The organism is Kitasatospora sp. NBC_00374 (genome assembly GCF_041434935.1).
In the GTDB taxonomy this organism is placed as follows: domain Bacteria; phylum Actinomycetota; class Actinomycetes; order Streptomycetales; family Streptomycetaceae; genus Kitasatospora.
Genome location: NZ_CP107964.1, coordinates 3527946 through 3547732 on the forward strand (window position 1 = coordinate 3527946; position 19787 = coordinate 3547732).

General features: G+C 73.7%; 20 protein-coding genes. 8 read left to right on the top strand and 12 right to left on the bottom strand.

The window, feature by feature from the left end:
* Nucleotides 1-5: 5 nt before the first annotated feature.
* The 3 genes from hutU to OG871_RS15715 all read right to left on the bottom strand — a co-directional run bounded on the left by hutU (nt 6) and on the right by OG871_RS15715 (nt 3389).
* Nucleotides 6-1679 carry a urocanate hydratase gene (gene hutU, locus OG871_RS15705; protein WP_371497397.1) on the bottom strand — a complete coding sequence of 558 codons (1674 nt, stop codon included), beginning with the start codon at nt 1677-1679 and terminating at the stop codon, nt 6-8.
* Nucleotides 1680-1998: 319 nt separating this feature from the next.
* A complete protein-coding gene (locus OG871_RS15710; RefSeq protein ID WP_371497398.1) occupies nt 1999-2346 on the bottom strand; it encodes a hypothetical protein in 348 nt (115 codons plus the stop codon).
* 173 nt (nt 2347-2519) lie between these two features.
* Entirely contained in the window at nt 2520-3389 is an 870-nt protein-coding gene (locus tag OG871_RS15715; RefSeq protein ID WP_371497399.1) for a MurR/RpiR family transcriptional regulator, read from the bottom strand.
* 207 nt (nt 3390-3596) lie between these two features.
* Here OG871_RS15715 and OG871_RS15720 point away from each other — a divergent pair, with 207 nt between their 5' ends.
* On the top strand, nt 3597-3992 hold the full coding sequence (locus OG871_RS15720) for a hypothetical protein (protein WP_371497400.1): 396 nt from the start codon (nt 3597-3599) through the stop codon (nt 3990-3992).
* A gap of 28 nt (nt 3993-4020) precedes the next feature.
* On the opposite strand, the gene hutH is transcribed toward OG871_RS15720, so the two are convergent.
* The gene (hutH, locus tag OG871_RS15725) at nt 4021-5595 is read right to left on the bottom strand and encodes a histidine ammonia-lyase (RefSeq protein WP_371497401.1); all 1575 of its coding nucleotides are present in this window, start codon (nt 5593-5595) and stop codon (nt 4021-4023) included.
* 141 nt (nt 5596-5736) lie between these two features.
* Here hutH and fdhD point away from each other — a divergent pair, with 141 nt between their 5' ends.
* Complete coding sequence (fdhD, locus tag OG871_RS15730) at nt 5737-6552, top strand: formate dehydrogenase accessory sulfurtransferase FdhD (RefSeq protein WP_371497402.1); 816 nt, start codon at nt 5737-5739, stop codon at nt 6550-6552.
* Nucleotides 6553-6644: 92 nt separating this feature from the next.
* Here fdhD and OG871_RS15735 read toward each other — a convergent pair whose 3' ends face one another.
* The 6 genes from OG871_RS15735 to OG871_RS15760 all read right to left on the bottom strand — a co-directional run bounded on the left by OG871_RS15735 (nt 6645) and on the right by OG871_RS15760 (nt 12277).
* Complete coding sequence (locus tag OG871_RS15735; protein WP_371497403.1) at nt 6645-6980, bottom strand: hypothetical protein; 336 nt, start codon at nt 6978-6980, stop codon at nt 6645-6647.
* A gap of 127 nt (nt 6981-7107) precedes the next feature.
* The gene (locus OG871_RS15740; RefSeq protein WP_371497404.1) at nt 7108-7548 is read right to left on the bottom strand and encodes a hypothetical protein; all 441 of its coding nucleotides are present in this window, start codon (nt 7546-7548) and stop codon (nt 7108-7110) included.
* A gap of 2 nt (nt 7549-7550) precedes the next feature.
* A complete protein-coding gene (locus OG871_RS15745) occupies nt 7551-8054 on the bottom strand; it encodes a MarR family winged helix-turn-helix transcriptional regulator (RefSeq protein WP_371497405.1) in 504 nt (167 codons plus the stop codon).
* Between the two features lie 98 nt (nt 8055-8152).
* The gene (locus OG871_RS15750) at nt 8153-9976 is read right to left on the bottom strand and encodes a GGDEF domain-containing protein (protein ID WP_371497406.1); all 1824 of its coding nucleotides are present in this window, start codon (nt 9974-9976) and stop codon (nt 8153-8155) included.
* Nucleotides 9977-10104: 128 nt separating this feature from the next.
* Nucleotides 10105-11220, bottom strand: coding sequence for an adenylate/guanylate cyclase domain-containing protein (locus OG871_RS15755; RefSeq protein ID WP_371497407.1), 1116 nt, complete (start codon nt 11218-11220; stop codon nt 10105-10107).
* A gap of 163 nt (nt 11221-11383) precedes the next feature.
* Nucleotides 11384-12277 carry a biotin--[acetyl-CoA-carboxylase] ligase gene (locus OG871_RS15760; protein WP_371497408.1) on the bottom strand — a complete coding sequence of 298 codons (894 nt, stop codon included), beginning with the start codon at nt 12275-12277 and terminating at the stop codon, nt 11384-11386.
* Between the two features lie 298 nt (nt 12278-12575).
* Here OG871_RS15760 and OG871_RS15765 point away from each other — a divergent pair, with 298 nt between their 5' ends.
* Nucleotides 12576-14156, top strand: coding sequence for an acyl-CoA carboxylase subunit beta (locus OG871_RS15765; RefSeq protein WP_371497409.1), 1581 nt, complete (start codon nt 12576-12578; stop codon nt 14154-14156).
* 24 nt (nt 14157-14180) lie between these two features.
* Nucleotides 14181-14399 carry an acyl-CoA carboxylase epsilon subunit gene (locus tag OG871_RS15770; protein ID WP_371497411.1) on the top strand — a complete coding sequence of 73 codons (219 nt, stop codon included), beginning with the start codon at nt 14181-14183 and terminating at the stop codon, nt 14397-14399.
* Nucleotides 14400-14467: 68 nt separating this feature from the next.
* Here the strand turns inward: OG871_RS15770 and OG871_RS15775 are convergent, their stop codons facing one another.
* Nucleotides 14468-14938, bottom strand: a complete 471-nt coding sequence (locus OG871_RS15775) for a DoxX family protein (protein ID WP_371497413.1) — start codon at nt 14936-14938, stop codon at nt 14468-14470.
* A 232-nt stretch (nt 14939-15170) separates the two neighbouring features.
* On the opposite strand from OG871_RS15775, the gene mmpB reads away from it, so the two are divergent.
* Together mmpB and OG871_RS15785 are read left to right on the top strand one after the other, a co-directional pair.
* Entirely contained in the window at nt 15171-15296 is a 126-nt protein-coding gene (gene mmpB, locus OG871_RS15780) for a morphogenic membrane protein MmpB (RefSeq protein WP_371497414.1), read from the top strand.
* A 44-nt stretch (nt 15297-15340) separates the two neighbouring features.
* Nucleotides 15341-15940 (top strand): nucleoside triphosphate pyrophosphatase, encoded by a 600-nt coding sequence (locus OG871_RS15785; RefSeq protein WP_371497415.1) that lies wholly within the window; start codon nt 15341-15343, stop codon nt 15938-15940.
* Between the two features lie 43 nt (nt 15941-15983).
* Here the strand turns inward: OG871_RS15785 and OG871_RS15790 are convergent, their stop codons facing one another.
* Entirely contained in the window at nt 15984-16745 is a 762-nt protein-coding gene (locus OG871_RS15790) for an alpha/beta hydrolase family protein (RefSeq protein ID WP_371497416.1), read from the bottom strand.
* Nucleotides 16746-16993: 248 nt separating this feature from the next.
* Between OG871_RS15790 and OG871_RS15795 the strand changes: the two genes are divergently transcribed.
* Together OG871_RS15795 and OG871_RS15800 are read left to right on the top strand one after the other, a co-directional pair.
* Nucleotides 16994-17746, top strand: a complete 753-nt coding sequence (locus tag OG871_RS15795) for a hypothetical protein (protein WP_371497417.1) — start codon at nt 16994-16996, stop codon at nt 17744-17746.
* A gap of 228 nt (nt 17747-17974) precedes the next feature.
* Nucleotides 17975-19747 carry a biotin carboxylase N-terminal domain-containing protein gene (locus OG871_RS15800; RefSeq protein ID WP_371497418.1) on the top strand — a complete coding sequence of 591 codons (1773 nt, stop codon included), beginning with the start codon at nt 17975-17977 and terminating at the stop codon, nt 19745-19747.
* Nucleotides 19748-19787: the final 40 nt, after the last annotated feature.

The window sequence follows — 19787 nt, forward strand, 5'->3', positions numbered from 1 at the left end:
CTCGGTCACAGCTCGTTCATGGGGACGCGCACCCCGCGCTCGTCCGCGACCTCGACCGCGCGGTCGTAGCCGGCGTCGACGTGCCGGATGACACCCATGCCCGGGTCGTTGGTGAGCACCCGGCGGATCTTCTCGCCCGCGAGCGCGGTGCCGTCGGCGACCGTGACCTGGCCGGCGTGGATCGAGCGGCCGATGCCGACGCCGCCGCCGTGGTGGATGGAGACCCAGGACGCGCCGGAGGCGACGTTGACCATGGCGTTGATCAGCGGCCAGTCGGCGATCGCGTCCGAGCCGTCCAGCATGGCCTCGGTCTCGCGGTACGGGGAGGCGACCGAGCCGCAGTCCAGGTGGTCACGGCCGATCACCAGCGGGGCGGAGAGCTCACCGCTCGCGACCATGTCGTTGAAGCGCACGCCGGCCTTGTCGCGCTCGCCGTAGCCGAGCCAGCAGATCCGCGCCGGGAGGCCCTGGAAGTGCACCTTCTCCTGGGCCATCTTGATCCAGCGGTGCAGCGACTCGTTCTCCGGGAAGAGGTCGAGCACGGCCTTGTCGGTCTTGTAGATGTCCTGCGGGTCGCCGGACAGGGCGGCCCAGCGGAACGGGCCCTTGCCCTCGCAGAACAGCGGGCGGATGTACGCCGGGACGAAGCCGGGGAAGGCGAACGCGCGGTCGTAGCCCGCGAGCTGGGCCTCGCCGCGGATCGAGTTCCCGTAGTCGAAGACCTCGGCGCCCTTGTCCAGGAAGCCGACCATCGCCTCGACGTGCTTGGCCATCGACTCGCGCGAGCGCTGCGTGAACTCGGCCGGCTTGGCCGCCGCGTAGTCGGCCATGTCGTCGAAGTCGACGCCGATCGGCAGGTAGCTCAGCGGGTCGTGGGCGCTGGTCTGGTCGGTGACGATGTCGATCGGGGCGTCCATCGCGAGCAGCTGCGGGAAGATCTCCGCGGCGTTGCCGAGCAGGCCGATGGAGAGCGGCTGCTTCTTGTCGCGGGCTGCGGTGGCGAGCTCCAGCGCGTGGTCGAGGTTCTTGGCCTCGACGTCCAGGTAGCGGTGCTCGATCCGGCGGGCGATCCGGGACGGGTCGCAGTCGACACAGATCGCCACGCCGCCGTTCATGGTGACGGCCAGCGGCTGGGCGCCGCCCATGCCGCCGAGGCCGGCGGTCAGGGTGATGGTGCCTTCGAGGGTGTTGTCGAACTTCTTGGCCGCGACGGCGCCGAAGGTCTCGTAGGTGCCCTGCAGGATGCCCTGGGTGCCGATGTAGATCCAGGAACCGGCGGTCATCTGGCCGTACATGGTGAGCCCGAGGCTCTCCAGCCGGCGGAACTCCTCCCAGTTGGCCCAGTCGCCGACCAGGTTGGAGTTGGCGATCAGTACGCGCGGCGCCCACTCGTGGGTCTGCATGACGCCGACCGGGCGGCCGGACTGGACCAGCATGGTCTCGTCCTGCTTCAGGGTCTGCAGGGTGCGGACCATCGCGTCGTACGAGCGCCAGTCGCGGGCCGCCTTGCCGGTGCCGCCGTAGACGACCAGCTTGGACGGGTGCTCGGCCACCTCGGGGTCGAGGTTGTTCATGAGCATCCGCAGGGCCGCCTCCTGCTGCCACCCCTGCGTGGTCAGGTTCGTCCCGCGCGCCGCGCGGACCTCGCGCGGACCACTGCCCGTCTGCTGCTGCACCATGCTGCCGGCCTCCCTGCGGATGGATTCATTCAATGTGTGTTGCTCTGAATATATCCAATCAACGGCCCGCCCACCAGACCCGCATGCGAACGATCACCACCGAGGTCGCGCCGGCCGTCGCCGTCGCAGGGGTCCCACCGGTGCCCGTCCGGATCCTCACGGCACCCAGGAACACCACTCCGACCAGGCGTTTCACCCTCCGGCCGACGACGCGGCAACCACGCGCGCCCGGGGCCTCGGAGGGTGTCCGGTCGCACACCTGACCGCCCTCACGCCCGCGGCCCGGGCCGACACACCGCAGCCCGGGGCGTCCGAAGGCTCAGGCGGCCGCGTCGCCGTCCCAGTCGATGCCGATCTCGGCCAGCCAGCGGCGGTCGTCCGCACCGACCGCCTCGGCGCGGGCCGCCGGGGCCGGCGGGGCCGGCGGGGCCGGCGGGTCGGCCGGACGGGGCGCGCGGGGGATCTCTCGGATCGGGCCGAGCCCGTACCTCTCGGCGGCGCCGGCCGCGGCCTCGGGGTCGATCACCCCGACGTGCACCGCGGTCTCGTCCCCCGCCTCCAGCACGATCAGGTCGGGCTCGGGCGGCTGTTTGAGCGAGATGCGGCGGCCGCAGCTCGGGCAGGACCACTCGTCCGCCCCCGAGGCGAGTCGGCCGGTCAGTCTCATCTGGTGGATCGGGCCCATGACTGACACCCCCGTCCGGCCCTGGCGCCAGGGCCTGCTGGAGGGATGCCCGTTCGAGGGCGCCGGGCAACCCGTCGACGCCAAGCTGTGCCCATCGGGGACGGCCGCGGCTCCGGGCGGTGTCCGCTCCCGGCCGCGCCTGCTCCAGGCCGTGCCTACTCCAAGAACAGCCCGCGCGCCGCCGCGGACTGCTCGATCGCCTCCAGCCGGGCCTCCGCGCCCGGGAGTTCGTCGCACATGGTCTGCAGCAGGACCCGGCCGAGCATCATCGGCCCGCAGGCGGTGTCGAAGACCAGGTTGGTACCGACCGCGACCGGCAGCAGCAGGTCGGAGAGCTTGGCGACCGGCGCGAAGGCACTGTCGGCGACGGTGAGCACGGTCAGCCCGCAGTCCCGCGCGACCACCAGGGCGTCCATCAGCTCGCGCGGGTAGCGGGGCAGCGCGAAGCACAGCAGGGCGGAGGCCCCGGCGAAGGCGGCCTGCTCGATCCGGTCCGCGAGCATCGAGCCGCCCTCGTCGAGCAGCCGGATGTCGGGGTGCACCTTGGCGGCGAAGTAGGCGAAGCCGCGGGCCTGCGCGGAGGCCGCCCGCAGGCCGAGCACCGGCAGCGGCCGGGAGGCCGCCAGCAGGCGGGCCGCGCGGACGATCGGCTCGGGGTCCGCGAGCAGCGCGGCCAGGTGCCGCAGGTGCTCGATCTCGGCCAGGACGGCCTGCTGGTGCTCGTTGCGGACGGCGTCGGCCGGGGTCTCGGGGGCGGCGGGTTCGCCCGCGCCGAGTTCGCGCAGCTGCTTGCGCAGGGCCGGGTAGCCGTCGTAGCCGAGGGCGACCGCGAAGCGGGTGACGGAGGGCTGGCTGACGCCGGCCAGCTCGGCGACCTCGACGCTCGACAGGAACGGCGCCTCGTTGGCGTGCCGGACCAGGGAGTGGGCGATCCGGCGCTGCGTCGGCGTCAGCCGGTGGCCCTCGAAGAGCTGCAACAGGCGGGCGGACGGCCCCACGGCGCCGTTCTCCTCCGGGGCGGTCATCAGCGGTACCTCCGAGCTCGGGTTTGGCGTCCACCGCTGGCGGCGGCGGCTGGGACGACTGTGGCGCAGTCCCGGCAGGTGGGCAATGGCGTTTCGGAGTTCGGGACGGTCGGGTTCTCGGGGTGACCCTGATTTGTCCCTGAACCGCCCCCGAAATCCCGCTCCTCGGGTGGTCCCGCGGCTACCCGGGCCTCGACCATGGAGCCCATGGACATTTCCCAGGACGAGCTGCGCCGGGATCTCGACGCCGCCGTGCAGACCCGCAAGGAGCTGGGCCGGGAGTACGAGTCGGAGATCGTCGACTCCTTCCTGGCCCGGATCGACTCCCGGCTGGACGCCCGGGTCGAACAGCGGGTCGCCGAACGGCTCGACCGCTCGGGCGGGGGCCCGAGCGGGGCCCGGGGGCGCGGCTCCCGGATGGGGCTGAGCATCGTCTCGCTGGTGATGGGCATCCCGCTGACCGCCATCGCGTCCGAGAGCGCCGGGGCCACCGGCCTGGTCGTCTGCTGGATCGGGATCGTCGGGGTCAACCTCGCCTCGGCCCTGGGTGACCGCCGCCGGGAGCGGGAGCCGTCCCGCGGCGCCCGGAGCGAGTGGACCTGACGGCCACCCGCTCCGGGCCCGGCGGTCATCAGGCCAGCGGGCCGGTGACCTTCTCGACCGCGGCGACCAGGTCGCCGGAGGCGACCAGGACGTGCGCGGCCTCCAGGTCGGGCGACAGGAAGCGGTCCCGGCCGGGGCCCTGCACACCGGCCTCGCGGGCGGCGGCGATCGCGGCGGCGGTGGCGGGGGCCAGCGGGCCGCTCCCTCCGTCCGCACGGATCTCCAGCGCGCGGGCCGAGGCCAGCAGCTCGACGGCCAGCACCCGGGCGAGGTTGTCCACGGCCAGGCGCAGCTTGCGGGCCGCCGACCAGCCCATCGACACGTGGTCCTCCTGCATCGCGGAGGACGGGATCGAGTCGACCGAGGCCGGGACGGCGAGCCGCTTGTTCTCGCTGACCAGGGCGGCCTGGGTGTACTGGGCGATCATCAGGCCGGAGTCCACGCCCGGGTCGTCGGCCAGGAAGGCCGGCAGACCGTGCGAGCGGGCCTTGTCGAGCAGCCGGTCGGTGCGGCGCTCGGAGACCGAGGCCAGGTCGGCGGTGGCGATGGCGAGGAAGTCCAGCACGTACGCGACCGGGGCACCGTGGAAGTTGCCGTTGGACTCGACCCGGCCGTCGGGCAGCACGACCGGGTTGTCGACCGAGGCGGCGAGCTCGCGGGAGGCGACCAGCTGGGCGTGCGCGAGGGTGTCGCGGCCGGCGCCGGCCACCTGCGGGGCGCAGCGGATCGAGTAGGCGTCCTGGACGCGCGGGGCGTCGTCCTGGTGGTGGCCGGTGAGGCCGGAGCCCTTGAGCACGGCGAGCATGTTGGCGGCGCTGAGCGCCTGGCCCGGGTGCGGGCGGATCGCCGAGTGCAGCTCGGGGGCGAGCACCCGGTCGGTGCCGAGCAGCGCCTCCAGGCTCATCGCGGCGGTGATGTCGGCGGTGGTGAACAGGCGGGAGAGGTCGGCGATGGCCATCACCAGCATGCCGAGCATGCCGTCGGTGCCGTTGATGAGGGCCAGGCCCTCCTTCTCCAGCAGCTCCACCGGCTCGATGCCGGCGGCGGCGAGCAGCTCGCCGGCCGGGTGCTCGGCGCCGTCCGGGCCGTACGCGACGCCCTCGCCCATCAGCACCAGCGCGCAGTGCGAGAGCGGCGCGAGGTCGCCGGAGCAGCCGAGCGAGCCGAACTCGCGGACGACCGGGGTGATGCCGGCGTTGAGGATGGCGGCCATCGTCTCGGCGACCAGCGGGCGCACGCCGGTACGGCCGGAGGCCAGGGTCTTCATCCGCAGGAACATCAGCGCGCGGACCACCTCGCGCTCGACCGCCGGGCCCATGCCGGCGGCGTGCGAGCGGACCAGCGAGCGCTGCAGCTGGGCGCGGAGTTCGGGGCTGATGTGCCGGACGGCGAGCGCGCCGAACCCGGTCGACACGCCGTAGACCGGGCGCGGTTCGGCGGCCAGGGCCTCGATCGTGGCGCGGGCGGCGGCCATTTCGGCCTGCGCGTCGGGTCCGATCTCGACCCGGGCGTTGCCGCGCGCGACGGCGAGCACGTCCTCGGCACTGACGTCGGCCTTGCCGACCTGGATCACGGGCGCATCGGCAGCCACAGCACTGTGCATATCCATATGCACAATGACATCAGGTGAATGAGGATATGACAACCGGCGACCCGGCAGCTGTTCGATCCGGCCTGCGGATTTCCGGCGCGGGCGGGCCGTGGCGCAAGCTGGGGCCGGGACGACGAGCGGAGGTGTCGGGCGATGGCGCGGGCGACGGTGCGGCGGCGAGTGGTGCGGCTGCGGGGTGCGGAGCAGTCCGTACGGCCGGATGCCCTGGCGGCCGAGGAGCCGTTGGAGATCAGGCTCGGCGGCGACCCGCTCACGGTGACGATGCGCACCCCGGGGCACGACTTCGACCTGGTGGCCGGCTTCCTGGTCGGCGAGGGCCTGGTGCACCGCGGCGAGCAGCTGGCCGCCCTGCGCTACTGCGCCGGGACGGACGCCGACGGCGCCAACACGTACAACGTGGTGGACGCGACCGTCCGCGGCGCCGCCGTCCCGCTGTCCGCCCACCGCAACCTGCTCACCACCAGCGCCTGCGGACTGTGCGGCCGGGACACCGTGGAGGCCGTCCGCACCCACAGCCACTGGCCGGTCGAACAGGACCCCCTGACGGTGCGCCAGGAGATCCTGTACGGGCTGCCGGACACCCTGCGCGCCGCCCAGCGCACCTTCGAGTCCACCGGCGGCCTGCACGCGGCCGGGCTGTTCGACGCGGCCGGCGAGCTGCTCTGCGCCCGCGAGGACGTCGGCCGGCACAACGCCGTCGACAAGGTGATCGGCTGGGCGCTGCGGGAGGGGCGGCTTCCCCTGACGGGCCATCTGCTGCTGGTCAGCGGCCGCGCCTCGTTCGAGCTGACCCAGAAGGCCGCGCTGGCGGGCATCCCGCTGCTGGCCGCCGTCTCGGCGCCGTCCTCGCTCGCGGTGGACCTGGCCGAGGAGCTCGGCCTGACCCTGATCGGCTTCCTGCGCGGGCAGGGCGCGAACGTCTACACCCGTGCCGACCGGATCGGCTGAAGCCCGGTCAGGCCCGGCCCGGCTTCCCCGGGAGGCGGGTTCGCAGACGTCCCGGCCCGCGCCGGACCGGGCCGGCGGTCAGGAGCGGCGGCTCAGGAGCGGCGGCTGCTGCGGCGGACCAGCCAGACCACCAGGACGACCGCGAGGATCACCAGGATCGCCACGACGACGAACCCGATCAGCCCGCCCTTGGACTTCTTCTTGCTCTTGCTCTTGCTCTTGGCCAGCTCGGTCGTGGCCGCGGCCTTCTGCGCGACCGGCGCCTGGGCCTGCGACTGCGCGCCGGTGCTCCCCGCCGCCGCGGGTGCCTGCTGAACGGCCGAGACGGCGGCCGTACGCGGTGCGGCCGAGGCCGTACCGGCCGCCAGCGTGGCGCCGCCGGCCGCGAGTGCCAGGGCGAGCAGTGCCCCCGCCAGACGTGTTCTCATCTGTCCCACCTCGTTCCCGCCCGGCCCCCATGGCCCTGCGACCGCCTCACTGTGGCATGCGGGCCCACCGGGCGACAGGGGTGCGGTGCCGCCCGTTCCCCAGCTGTGACGCTGTAACGGCGCCGCGCTACCCGGCGAGTTCGGCGTCGGCCCGGGCGGTGACGACGGTCAGCACCCGGGCGGCCGCCGCCAGGTCCTCGGCGGGCAGGTCGCCGTAGAGCCGCGCGGTGAGCTCGCCCACGGCGGCCCTGATGCCGTCCTGCCGCGCCCGGCCGCTGTCGGTGAGCCCGAGCCGGCCGCCGTCGCCGGGCAGCTCCGCCAGCAGCCCGGCGGCCGTCAGCTCGGCGAGGACGGCGAGCGCGGCCGCCGCGTCGATCTTCAGCGTGGAGGTCATCCGGGCGACGAGCGCGTCGCGTTCGGCGGCGCCGCCGCGGTCCGCCGTGGCGTTGAGCGCCAGCGACTGGTGGAAGGTGGTGCCGCTGTCGGCCAGCCGCGTCTCCAGCAGGGCGCGGGTGGCGTGGTGGGCCTGGCCGATGACCTGGCCGTTGAGGGTCGGAACGGTGGACATGGCTACTCCTCGGTCGAGACGTCGGCCGAAACGCCGGCCGGACTGTCGAGTGGTGCGTCGAGCGGCACGTCGAGCAGGGCCGTCAGCTCGTCGACCAGCGCCCGGGTGCGCGCGCCGTCCCGCCCGCCGAGCGGCGCCAGCAGCCGGTCGAGCAGCTGGTGGACGACCGCGATCGCGCGGCCGGTGACCTCCCGCCCCTCGGCGGTCAGCGCCAGCTGGACGGCGCGGGTGTCGGCCGGGTCCGGGGTGCGCTCCACCAGACCGGCCGCCTCCAGGGCGCGGGCCAGCTTGGAGACGTACAGCGGTTCGAGGCCGGTGTGGTCGGCCAGCCGGCGCTGGCTGGGGCGGGCGCCGGAGCGCCCCATTCCGTGGAGGGAGGCCAGCAGCGAGTACTGCGCGTGGGTCAGCCCCAGGGGTGCGAGGGCCCGGTCGACCGCCACGCGCCACTTGGTCGACAGGCGCCAGACCAGGAAGCCGGGCGTCGGACCGGCGGGGGTTTCACTCATGCCAAATACAGTACATGGCTACTAAGTACATGGCTACTGTTTGCCCCGACAGTTCGGACGGGCGGGAGCCGGACGGGCGGGAGCCGGGCAGGCGGGAGTCAGCCGGGCGGCGGCGAGGCCGGGCCGGACAGCGCGACGGCGACCAGGGCGCGCAGCGCGGCGGCGATCTGGCCGAGCGGCAGGGTGGACTCGTCCGCGAACAGCTCGACCAGCCAGCCGCCCGCCGGGTTGCCACCGCCGGCCGCGACCATCCCCTTGTAACCGCTGACCACCATCATGGCCTCCTCCGCCGGGTCGTTACCGGGCGCTCCGGCCCGCAACGAGAACGCGCCACCGCGCACCGCGCGCCGGGTGGTCGGGTAGTGGCCGAGGTCGAAGACGGCGTCCGGGGCCTCGATCTGGGCCCGCTGGGTCTGCGCCTTGTTGCCGCTGGGCCCGCTGGTCATCCGGTACACGGCGTGCTGCGCGGTGCGCATCAGCTGGGAGCCCGGCGGGACGTACGAGACCCACCAGCCGACGGCGTTCAGCAGCCGGGCGGAGGTCTCGGCGACGGTGGTCAGCCGGGCCAGGGTGTCGGCGGGGTGACTGCTGCGGCGGGTGGTGCTCTGGTCCAGGGCGGCGAGGACGGCCGCGAGCAGCTGCCCGGGGTCGGCGCTGTGCGCGGCGCCGCGGAAGCGACGGCGGTCGTGGTTGCCCATCCGGCCGGCGCCGGGGCCGGCCTTGCGGCCGTCGGCGCGGTGGTGCGGGTCGGCGGCGTCGGCCAGCAGCACCACCGGGTCGGGGGCGAGACCCGGGCCGTGGCTGCGGCCGGCCACCACCGGGTGGGCGGCGCGGGCGGCCTTGGCCCGGTACTGGGCGGCGTCGGCGAGCCGGAACAGCCGGTCCGGCGTGCTGACCGGGCCGATCGAGTCGCCGGTGGAGGCGACCCCGCAGGCCACCCCCTCGCCCTCGGTCAGTTCCAGCGCCTTGGTGCACAGGTCCTCGGCGACGGCCACCACCTCGTCGGCCTTCTGGCCCTCGGCGAGCAGGCAGAACTCGTCACCGCCGAGCCGGGCGGCCAGACTGCCGGGGAGCCGGGCGGCGGAGAGCGAGAGCTGCTGGGCGAACCGTTCCAGCAGCCGGTCGCCCATCTCGTGCCCGAGCTGGTCGTTCACCCGCTTGAGGCCGTTGACGTCGCAGACCACCAGGCTGACCACGGTGTTGTCCCGGATGTGGGCCTTCAGCGCGCTCTCCAGCCGGGCATCGACCGCGCGCCGGTTGGCCAGGCCGGTGAGCGCGTCGGTGAAGGCCAGTCGGCGCAGGTCCGCGACCCGCTCGGTCTGGGCCAGGCCGGCCGAGATCTGGGCGGCCAGCAGGGTGGCGTAGTCGGTGTCGGCGTCGGTGAAGACCGGCAGGCCGACCGCCCGCGCCAGGTACAGCTCACCCCAGGCCTGGCCGTGCAGCACGATCGGGGCGACCAGGCAGCACGCCCGGCCCCGACGGCGCAGCCCGGCGGCCCGCTCCTGACAGAAGGCGCCGGCCCCGGGGTGGGCGTACGCGCTGTGCGGGGGGTGGTCCTCGGCGGTCTGCACCCAGGCCCGGGGCAGCCGGCCGCCGGACCACTGCTCCTCCAGATACGTGACGATCTCCGGGAAGTCGTGCACCGGGTAGGACTCGTCCTCGGGGAGTTCCTCCTCCCCGGCCGCCAGGTCGCCGTGGTTGACCAGCACCCGCAGCCGGCCGGACTCGCGGTCCCAGACCGAGACGGCGGCCATGGTGGCGGCGAGCGCGTCGGTGGCCCGCACGGCGGCGGCCCGGACGGCTTCCAGCGGGGTGAGCGCACCGGACATGTCCTGCGCCAGTCCGACCACCGCCTGGAGCCGGAGATCCGGGGTGGACGCCGCAGCGGAACCGTCGTCGCTCATCGTCGCCTCGCCACTCACGGATCGCCTCATCCCTCGCCGCGGATCCATTCCTGGACCAAGCCTATGGCGGTTTGAGAGCGCTATGCCCGATTTGTCAAGGTCAACCCGGCAAGATCGGCCGGACGGGGCCGGGGTGGTCGGACCGGCTAGCCGAGGCGGCCGGGGCGGGAGAGCAGCCAGGGCTCGACCAGGCCCAGCCCGCGAACCGGGCGGCGCCACATCGGCTGCAGGTGGAAGCGGTGGTCCCCGTCGTCCTGCGGGCCCTCGTCCGGGCCGCCGTCGGGGGCCGGGGTGGAGACCGCGCCGAGCAGCTCCAGTGCGGCGGCCAGCTCGCCGTCGACCAGTACCGCGTCCCGGGGCGCGATCGAGGTGAGCCGGCTCGCCAGGTTGACGGTGGTGCCGAAGACGTCCCCCATCCGGGAGGTGACGGTGCCGAAGGCCATCCCCACCCGCAGGGCGGGCATGGTGTCCTCCTTGGCCAGCGTCTCGACCAGGCTGAGCGCGATCTCGGCGGCGGTGGCCGGGTCCTCGGAGACGTAGAGGATCTCGTCGCCCAGGGTCTTGATCACCCGGCCGCCCTGACCGGCGATCAGGTCGGAGCAGGTGTTCTCGAAGGTCTCCACCAGCTCGCCCAGCTCCTCCTCCTCCAGCCGGCGCGAGAGGCGGGTGAAGCCCACCAGGTCGGCGAAGCCCACGGCGAGGCGGCCGCTGGTGATCTCGGTGTCCTCGGCGGCCTGCACCACCCGGCCGGTGACGGCCGCGAGCTGACGGCGCCAGACGTACACCAGGAACTGCTCCAGCTCCGGCAGCAGCAGCTCGACCAGGGGGTACGCGACGTCGGCCCGGGTCATCCCGGGCTCGACGGCCTGGGTGAGGTTCTCCAGGAAGGTGTCCATCTGCCAGCCGGCCAGCCGGGCCGTGGTCTGCCCGGTCGACCGGGCGACCTGGATCGCCATCGGCTCGCTGAGCAGCCCGGACTCGACCAGGCCGGCCAGTCGGCGCAGCGCGATCACGTCGTTGTCGGTGAGGGCCCGGGACTGCCCGATGTCCGGAAAGCCCATCGCCCGCCAGAAGCGGGTGGCCAGCTCCATCGGCACATCGGCGGCGCGGGCCGCCTGGTACGGGGTGTAACGGCGGGGCGCGTCCAGGATCAGCCGCTCCAGGTCGAGTGCGACCGTCTGGTCATCGTCCTGCTGGCCGCCACCGCCGCCGCTTCCGTCTGCCACCGATCCGTCCCCGTGCGGTCGCCGCACTTGCCTCATGTCCTGCCTGTCCAAGGGCGCACGACCACCGCGCGGGTAGTGGCGCGCCTCACACCGCTGCCAGGTGGAATGTTCGCACGGAAATGCAGGACATGTCTCCTGAGCTGTGCCGACGGTCCGGCCGCGAGGCGGGCCGGGGCCCGCATCGCCTCTGGTCAGCCGGTCAGGACGGCTCGGGGCGCACGTGCACCACGTCACCCGCCGCGACGGAGTGGCGCTCGCCGTCGGGGGTGCGCACCACCAGCCGGCCGTCGCCGTCCACGGCCACGGCCTCGCCGTGCAGCTCGCGATCGCCCGGCAGCTGCACCAGGACCGGCCGGCCCAGGGTGGTGCAGCGGGCGGTGTAGGCGGGCAGCAGGCCGCTGGCGTGCGGGTCTCCGGCCGCGGTCACCCAGGTGCCGTACAGCTCGGCGAGTTCGCGCAGCAGGGCCCGCAGCAGGGTCTGCCGGTCGGTGACGGCGGCGCCGGCCAGCGCCAGCGAGGTGGCCGCGGGCACGGGGAGCTCGGAGTCGCGCAGCGAGACGTTGACGCCGAGGCCGACCACCACCGCGCCGTCGGCGAGCTCGGTGAGGATGCCGCCGACCTTGCGCTCGACGCCGTCGACGGTGACCAGCAGGTCGTTCGGCCACTTCAGGCCGGTCTCGACCTCGCCCACCCGGGCGAGGACGGAGGCGGCGGCGACCCCGGTGAGGATGGGCAGCCAGCCGTAGCGCTCGACCGGCACCCCGGTGGGCCTGAGCAGGACGGACAGGAACAGGCCGGAGCGGGCCGGCGCCGTCCACTGCCGGTCCAGCCGGCCGCGCCCGGCGGTCTGCTCCTCGGCGATCAGCACCGTGCCCTCGGGGGCTCCCTCCTTTGCCCGGGCGGCCAGGTCGGAGTTGGTGGACCCGGTGTCGGTCACCACGTCGAGGGCGGTCCACAGCCCGCCCGGCAGGACCAGGTCGCGGCGCAGCACGGCGGCGTCCAGCGGGGGGCGGTCGAGGTCGGTCCAGGGGGAGGGTCCGTCGTGGCCGAAGCCACGCAGTCCGCTGCGGCGGGGAGGAGTGGGCTCGGTCACCGGGCCAGCGTACCGACGGAGCGTCAGCCGGTCGCTGAGGACGCGGGGGGCCGCGCGTCGGACCGGGCCGCCGCCGTCCGCGGCCCGTCCGCGGCCGTCGCCGGCCGTCCACCGACCGGCCTCCGGCCGTAAGCCGCCCCATCATCGCGCAGAACGCCACCGGACACACTGTGTCGCCTGCCATAACCGGAACGGCCCGGCGCTGGCTACGCTACTCAACGGTAGTTCGCAGCGCCGCCCTGCCCGGAATCCCACCCCTGCGTCAGGCCGCGGCCCATGGACCAGGGAGAGCCACCGGATGACCGAGGCCCCGTACGACCCGCACACCACCGCCGGAAAGCTGGCGGACCTGCGGCGCAAGCTGGACGAGGCGGTGCACTCAGGCTCCGCCGCGGCCGTCGAGAAGCAGCACGCCAAGGGCAAGCTGACGGCCCGTGAGCGGATCGTCGAGCTGCTGGACGAGGACTCCTTCGTGGAGTTCGACGAGTTCGCCCGGCACCGCTCGACCAACTTCGGGCAGGAGAAGAACCGGCCGTACGGCGACGGCGTGGTGACCGGCTACGGCACCGTGGACGGCCGCCCGGTGGCGGTCTTCGCCCAGGACTTCACGGTCTTCGGCGGCTCGCTGGGCGAGGTCTTCGGCGAGAAGATCGTCAAGGTGATGGACTTCGCGCTGAAGACCGGCTGCCCGATGATCGGCATCAACGACTCCGGCGGCGCCCGGATCCAGGAGGGCGTGGTCTCGCTCGGCCTGTACGGCGAGATCTTCCGTCGCAACGTGCACGCCTCCGGGGTGATCCCGCAGATCTCGCTGATCATGGGCCCCTGCGCGGGCGGCGCGGTCTACTCCCCCGCCGTCACCGACTTCGTGGTGATGGCGGACCAGACCTCGCACATGTTCATCACCGGCCCCGACGTGATCAAGACGGTCACCGGCGAGGACGTCGGCATGGAGGAGCTGGGCGGCGCCCGCACCCACAACACCAAGTCCGGCAACGCGCACTACCTGGCCGCCGACGAGAAGGAGGCCATCGAGTACGTCAAGAACCTGCTGTCGTACCTGCCCTCCAACAACCTCTCCGACCCGCCGGTCGTCCCCGAGCAGGCCGACCTCTCGCTCAGCGACGAGGACCTGGCGCTCGACACCCTGGTGCCCGACTCGGCCAACCAGCCGTACGACATGCACACCGTGATCGAGCACATCGTCGACGACGGCGAGTTCCTGGAGGTCCAGGGGCTGTACGCGGGCAACATCCTGACCGGCTTCGCCCGGGTCGAGGGCCACCCCGTCGGCATCGTCGGCAACCAGCCGATGAACCTGGCCGGCTGCCTGGACATCGCCGCCAGCGAGAAGGCCGCCCGCTTCGTGCGCACCTGCGACGCCTTCAACATCCCGGTGCTGACCTTCGTCGACGTGCCCGGCTTCCTGCCCGGCACCGGCCAGGAGTGGGACGGCATCATCCGGCGCGGCGCCAAGCTGATCTACGCCTACGCCGAGGCCACCGTGCCGCTGATCACCGTGATCACCCGCAAGGCGTTCGGCGGCGCCTACGACGTGATGGGCTCTAAGCACCTGGGCGCCGACCTCAACCTGGCCTGGCCGACGGCGCAGATCGCCGTGATGGGCGCCCAGGGCGCCGTCAACATCCTGCACCGGCGCGAGATCGCCGCCGCGGAGGACGTCGAGGCCAAGCGGGCCGAGCTGCTCGCCTCGTACGAGGACACCCTGCTCAACCCGTACCTGGCCGCCGAGCGCGGCTACGTGGACGCGGTGATCGCCCCCAGCGAGACCCGGCGGCACATCGTGCGCGGGCTGCGCGCCCTGCGCGGCAAGCGCGAGACGCTGCCCCCCAAGAAGCACGGCAACATTCCGCTGTAGGCCCCGAAGGGAGAGGATGGACCCATGCCCCCGATCCATGTGCTGCACGGGCAGCCGACCCCCGAGGAGCTGGCCACCGTCCTGGCGGTGGTCTCAGCCCGGGCCGCCGCCGCGCAGGCCGCCGCCGAGGCGGCCCGCACGACGGGCGGCCCGGCCTCCCCGTGGAACGACAACGCCCGGCGCCTGCGCCCCGTGCTGCGGCCGGGCGCGCACGCCTGGCGCACCTCCGGCTGGGCGCGCTGACCGGCCGGCCCCGCACCGACCGGTCGCACCGAAGGGCCCCCGACCGGGGGCCCTTCGGCCGTCCGGGGTCAGACGGCCGCCGGGGCCGGCTCCTCGGCCGCGGTCGCCGGGGCGCCCCGGCGCTTCAGCACGGGCCCCAGCACGGAGCCCAGCGCGAAGCTGCCCGGGCCGGCGAAGGCGATCAGCAGGAAGACCCACGAGTACAGCGCGGCGGTCTCGCCGCCGTTCTCGATCGGCCACAGCGCCCGCTCCTGGTGGACGTCGAAGTACGCGAACGCCATCGAGCCGGAGCACAGCAGGGCGGCCGTCCGGGTGCGGAGGCCGACCAGCACCAGGCTGCCCGCGCCCAGCTCGATCAGCCCGGCGTAGAAGCCGGGCCAGGCCCAGGTGCCGACCGTGGCACCGCCGCCGACACCGCCGAGCACACCGAACAGCTTGGCCGCGCCGTGGCAGACGAAGAGCAGGCCGACCACGATTCTGAACAGGCCGAGGACGTGCGGTCGGGCGGTCTCGACGGCCTCGCGCGGGACGAAGGGCATGGGGGGACTCCTCGCTCGGGGGTGAATCGGGGTGAACTTAGGGTTGCCTAAGCTAATGGCCGCCCGCAATCCCGCGGTCGAGGAATTCACACGCCCGTGACAAATCGTCACACCGGCGGCACACCGGGTGAGGCACACCGCCCCGACGCACTCTCCGGCCTGCCCGGAACGCCCCACCGAACTGAGTACCCGTACTCAGGCGGGCGGCCGACCCGCGGCGCAAGCTGATGATGTGCTCTGGTCAGATCCCGGCGACGAGCCCTCGCCCGAAGCCCGCCGAGTGCAGCGGATGCTGCACCGGGCCGGCCTGCTGCTCGCCGTCGTCACCGTCCTGGCGGCCCTGCTGCTGATGCTCTAGCCGGGCCGCCACCGGCGGTGTCCCGACCCCCTAGGCTTGGCCGCATGACCGATCGCCGCACCCTGGTACTCGCTTCCGCCTCCCCCGCCCGCCTCGGGCTGCTGCGCCAGGCGGGCCTCGACCCGCGGGTCGTGGTGAGCGGTGTCGACGAGGACGCCCTCAGTGCACCGACTCCGGCCGAACTCGCCCTGGTCCTGGCCGAGGCCAAGGCCAAGGCAGTGGCCTGCGGCCTGACCGGCGGTGAGCTGGTGATCGGCTGCGACTCGGTGCTGGAACTGGACGGACAGGCCCTCGGCAAGCCCGCCGACGCCGCGGAGGCGCTGCTGCGCTGGCAGTCGATGCGCGGCCGCTCCGGCGTACTGCAGACCGGACACTGCGTGATCGACACCGCCACCGGCCGGCAGGCGTCGGCCACCGCCTCGACCACCGTGCGCTTCGGCAGCCCCGACGACGCGGAGATCGCCGCCTACATCGCCAGCGGCGAACCGCTGCACGTGGCCGGGGCGTTCACGCTGGACGGCCGCTCCGCACCGTTCGTCGAGGGCATCGACGGCGACCCCGGCAACGTGATCGGCCTGTCGCTGCCGTTGCTGCGGCGGCTGCTCGCGGAGCTGGACGTCCGGATCACCGACCTCTGGGTCTGACCGGACCGCCCGGGCCGACCCGGCGCCGGGACCTGCGGCCCGGTCAGCCCGCGGGGGGCGCGTAGGTCGCCAGGAAGCTCTGCACATCGGGCAGCGCGCCGTCGCCGAGCACCTGTGCGCCGTGGTTCCCGCCGGGGTAGATCCTGAGCTGCTTGTCGGCCGAGGCCGCCGCCGCGTGCAGGCTCCTCGCGTCGGCGGGGAACGTGCTGTCGTGCTCCTCGGCGGCGAACAGGACGGGCACCTTCAACCGCTTCACGGCGGTGGCCGCGTTGTCGGCCCCGAAGGACTCCGGGCCGCTCAGCGAGACCACCGCGGCCACCGGCAGCGGAGAGGGCAGCGCCGCGGCCACCAGCGAACCGGTGCCGCCCTTGGACGCGCCGATCAGGACCAGCCTGGCGATCCCCTTGGACTTCAGGTAGCCGGCGACGGACTCGATGCCGGTCGCGACGTCCCCGTTGGCCGTGAAGGGCAGGACGGCGTAGCCCGCCGCGGTGAAGCCGTCCAGGTAGGGCACCCAGTCGCAGAGGCTGCCGCCGTTCTGGTGCGAGAGGACGATCGCGACCCTGGCGCCACCGGCGTCCGAGTCCCGGTAGTAGGCGTCCACGCTGCTGACGTCGCTCGGAATGCTCACCGCGCCCCTGGCGCCCTGCTCCTTGGTCAGGCACCCGTAGGTGACCGCCGAGGCGCTCGCCGACGGCGCGCCCGCCGGGCCGGCCGGACCGCCGGAGCCGCCCGGGCCGCCGCAGCCGGCGAGCAGCAGCCCGGCCGCCGCCAGCCCCGCCGCGGACATGGTGACGCGCTTCATGATTCCCCCGTGAATCCGCCGTCCGGCCCCCCGCGGGCCGTGCCGTGCACGCTAGGGAGCGGGGCGACGAAGCGTCAATGGTCTGGACCATTACGGTTGAGGCACGGCCCTTCCGGAGCACATGCCTCCGGTTTCCCGTTGCGGATACGGACAGAACCGGCCCCGTACATCTGTCGCAGTGACCCACCGACCCGGGGCCGCCCGCGCCGCTAGGCTGGCGCAGCCGTGGACCGGAAGGAGGCGCAGGGATGACAGACAGCGTGCTGAACGTGGTGCTCGGCCTGGTCGCCAGCGCCATCAGTGCCGGTCTCGGCTGGCTCGCGCAGAGCGTGCGGCGCCGGCGCCGGCTCGGCCGGGTCCGGGAGTTCTTCGGGATGCCCGACGGCACCGAGTGCCTGCTGGTGGTCAACCACCACGCCGCCTCGCACAGCTCCAAGAGCGTGTCGCGCAACGACGTGTACGCGCTGATGGAGCTGTCCGCGCTGGTCAAGGAGTGCGGCGCGCACGCCGAGATCGTGGCGCACGACCAGGTCCGGCAGGGGCTCGGCGGCAAGTCGGAGTTCTGTCTCGGCGGCCCGGCCAGCAACACCCGCACCGCGGCCCACCTGGCCTCCTGGCTGCCCGGGGTCGACTTCGCGGTGCAGAACCCGGACGGCCCGTTCGGCGACACCACCATCACGGTGGGAGAGCGCGAGTTCGCCTACGTGCACCCGGACGCGTCGCCCGGCGGGCAGACGTACGTCCTGCTGGCACGGCTGCACCCGCAGCCCGGCAGCCGTCCGGTGTTCCTGATAGCCGGCCAGACCGCCACCTCCAACCACGCGGCGGTGCGCCACCTGGTGGCCAACCACCGCGCCCTGGCCCGCCGCCACGGCAAGGACGGCACGTTCGCGCTCGTCCTGCGCGTGGTCAACGCCCGGGCGTACGGCCCGGACGTGGTCGAGCTCGCCGCGGACGTCACCGCGGCCGCGACCACCCGGACCGCCCCGGTGGCCGCCTGACCCGCCCTCATGTGGCCAAGACCACACCTGCCGCCGCGCGGCTCGAGCCGCCCGCGGGCTCCGCTCTACGGGCCCGCGTAACGTCGCCACCAGCGAGGTGTCCCGCTCCGTGAGCAGATGATCACGGAATCGCGTCACGCTCCGCGTGGGCTAGCTCACCACCTGGGGCTACTCGCCGGTACGACCATGCAATCCCTAGACTCAACGAGGTTCAAGAAGGGAGCCACAGTGCGCAAGGTGCTCATCGCCAACCGCGGAGAAATCGCCGTCCGGGTCGCCCGGGCCTGCCGGGACTCCGGTATCGCCAGCGTCGCCGTGTACGCCGAGCCGGACCGGGACGCGCTGCACGTCCGCGCGGCCGACGAGGCCTACGCGCTCGGCGGCGACACCCCGGCCACCAGCTACCTGGACATCGCCAAGGTCCTCAAGGCCGCCGCAGACTCGGGCGCGGACGCCGTCCACCCGGGCTACGGCTTCCTGTCCGAGAACGCCGAGTTCGCCCAGGCCGTCCTGGACGCGGGTCTGACCTGGATCGGCCCGCCGCCGCAGGCCATCCGCGACCTCGGTGACAAGGTCACCGCCCGGCACGTCGCCCAGCGGGCGGGGGCGCCGCTGGTCGCGGGCACGCCGGAGCCGGTCGGCGGCGCCGACGAGGTCGTCGCGTTCGCCCGGGAGCACGGCCTGCCGGTCGCCATCAAGGCGGCCTTCGGCGGTGGCGGCCGCGGCCTCAAGGTCGCCCGCACCCTGGAGGAGATCCCGGAGCTGTTCGAGTCGGCGGTCCGCGAGGCGGTCGCCGCCTTCGGCCGCGGCGAGTGCTTCGTCGAGCAGTACCTGGACAACCCGCGGCACGTGGAGACCCAGTGCCTGGCCGACCAGCACGGCAACGTGGTGGTCGTCTCGACCCGTGACTGCTCGCTCCAGCGGCGCCACCAGAAGCTGGTCGAGGAGGCCCCCGCGCCGTTCCTCACCGCCGAGCAGAACGCCGAGCTGTACCGCGCGTCCAAGGCGATCCTGCGCGAGGCGGGCTATGTCGGCGCCGGCACCTGCGAGTTCCTGGTCTCCCAGGACGGGCTGATCTCCTTCCTGGAGGTCAACACCCGTCTGCAGGTCGAGCACCCGGTCTCCGAGGAGGTCACCGGCATCGACCTGGTCCGCGAGATGTTCCGGATCGCGGACGGCGAGGAGCTCGGCTACGACGACCCGGAGATCCGCGGTCACTCGATCGAGTTCCGGATCAACGGCGAGGACCCGGGCCGCAACTTCCTGCCGGCCCCCGGCACCGTGACGCTGTTCGCCCCGCCGTCCGGCCCGGGCGTGCGGCTGGACGCGGGCGTGGAGACCGGCTCGGTCATCGGCCCGGCCTGGGACTCCCTGCTGGCCAAGCTGATCGTCACCGGCGCCACCCGCAAGCAGGCGCTGCAGCGCTCCGCCCGGGCCCTGGCCGAGTTCAAGGTCGAGGGCATGGCCACCGCCATCCCGTTCCACCAGGCGGTCGTCACCGACCCGGCGTTCGCGCCGGAGGTGCACGGCAGCGACGAGGCGTTCAAGGTCTTCACCCGCTGGATCGAGACCGAGTTCGACAACACCATCCCGGCCTTCACCGGCGCGGGCGGGGACGCCGAGGAGGCGGACCAGCGGGAGACCGTGGTGGTCGAGGTCGGCGGCAAGCGGATCGAGGTCTCGCTGCCCTCCTCGCTGGGCGTCTCCGCCGCCCCGGCGGCGGGCGGTGCCGCGGCCAAGACCAAGCGCCGCGCCGGTGCCAAGAAGGCCGGCTCGGCGGTCAGCGGCGACACGCTGGCCTCGCCCATGCAGGGCACCATCGTCAAGGTCGCCGTGACGGAGGGCCAGACGGTCGCCGAGGGCGAGCTGATCGTCGTCCTGGAGGCGATGAAGATGGAGCAGCCGCTCAACGCGCACAAGGCCGGCACCGTCGTCGGCCTCAAGGCCGAGGTGGGCGCCAGCGTCAGCAGCGGCGCCGCGCTCTGCGAGATCAAGGACTGACCTCCGGTCAGTGCCGTGGACCGGCCCGTGCGCCCCTCCC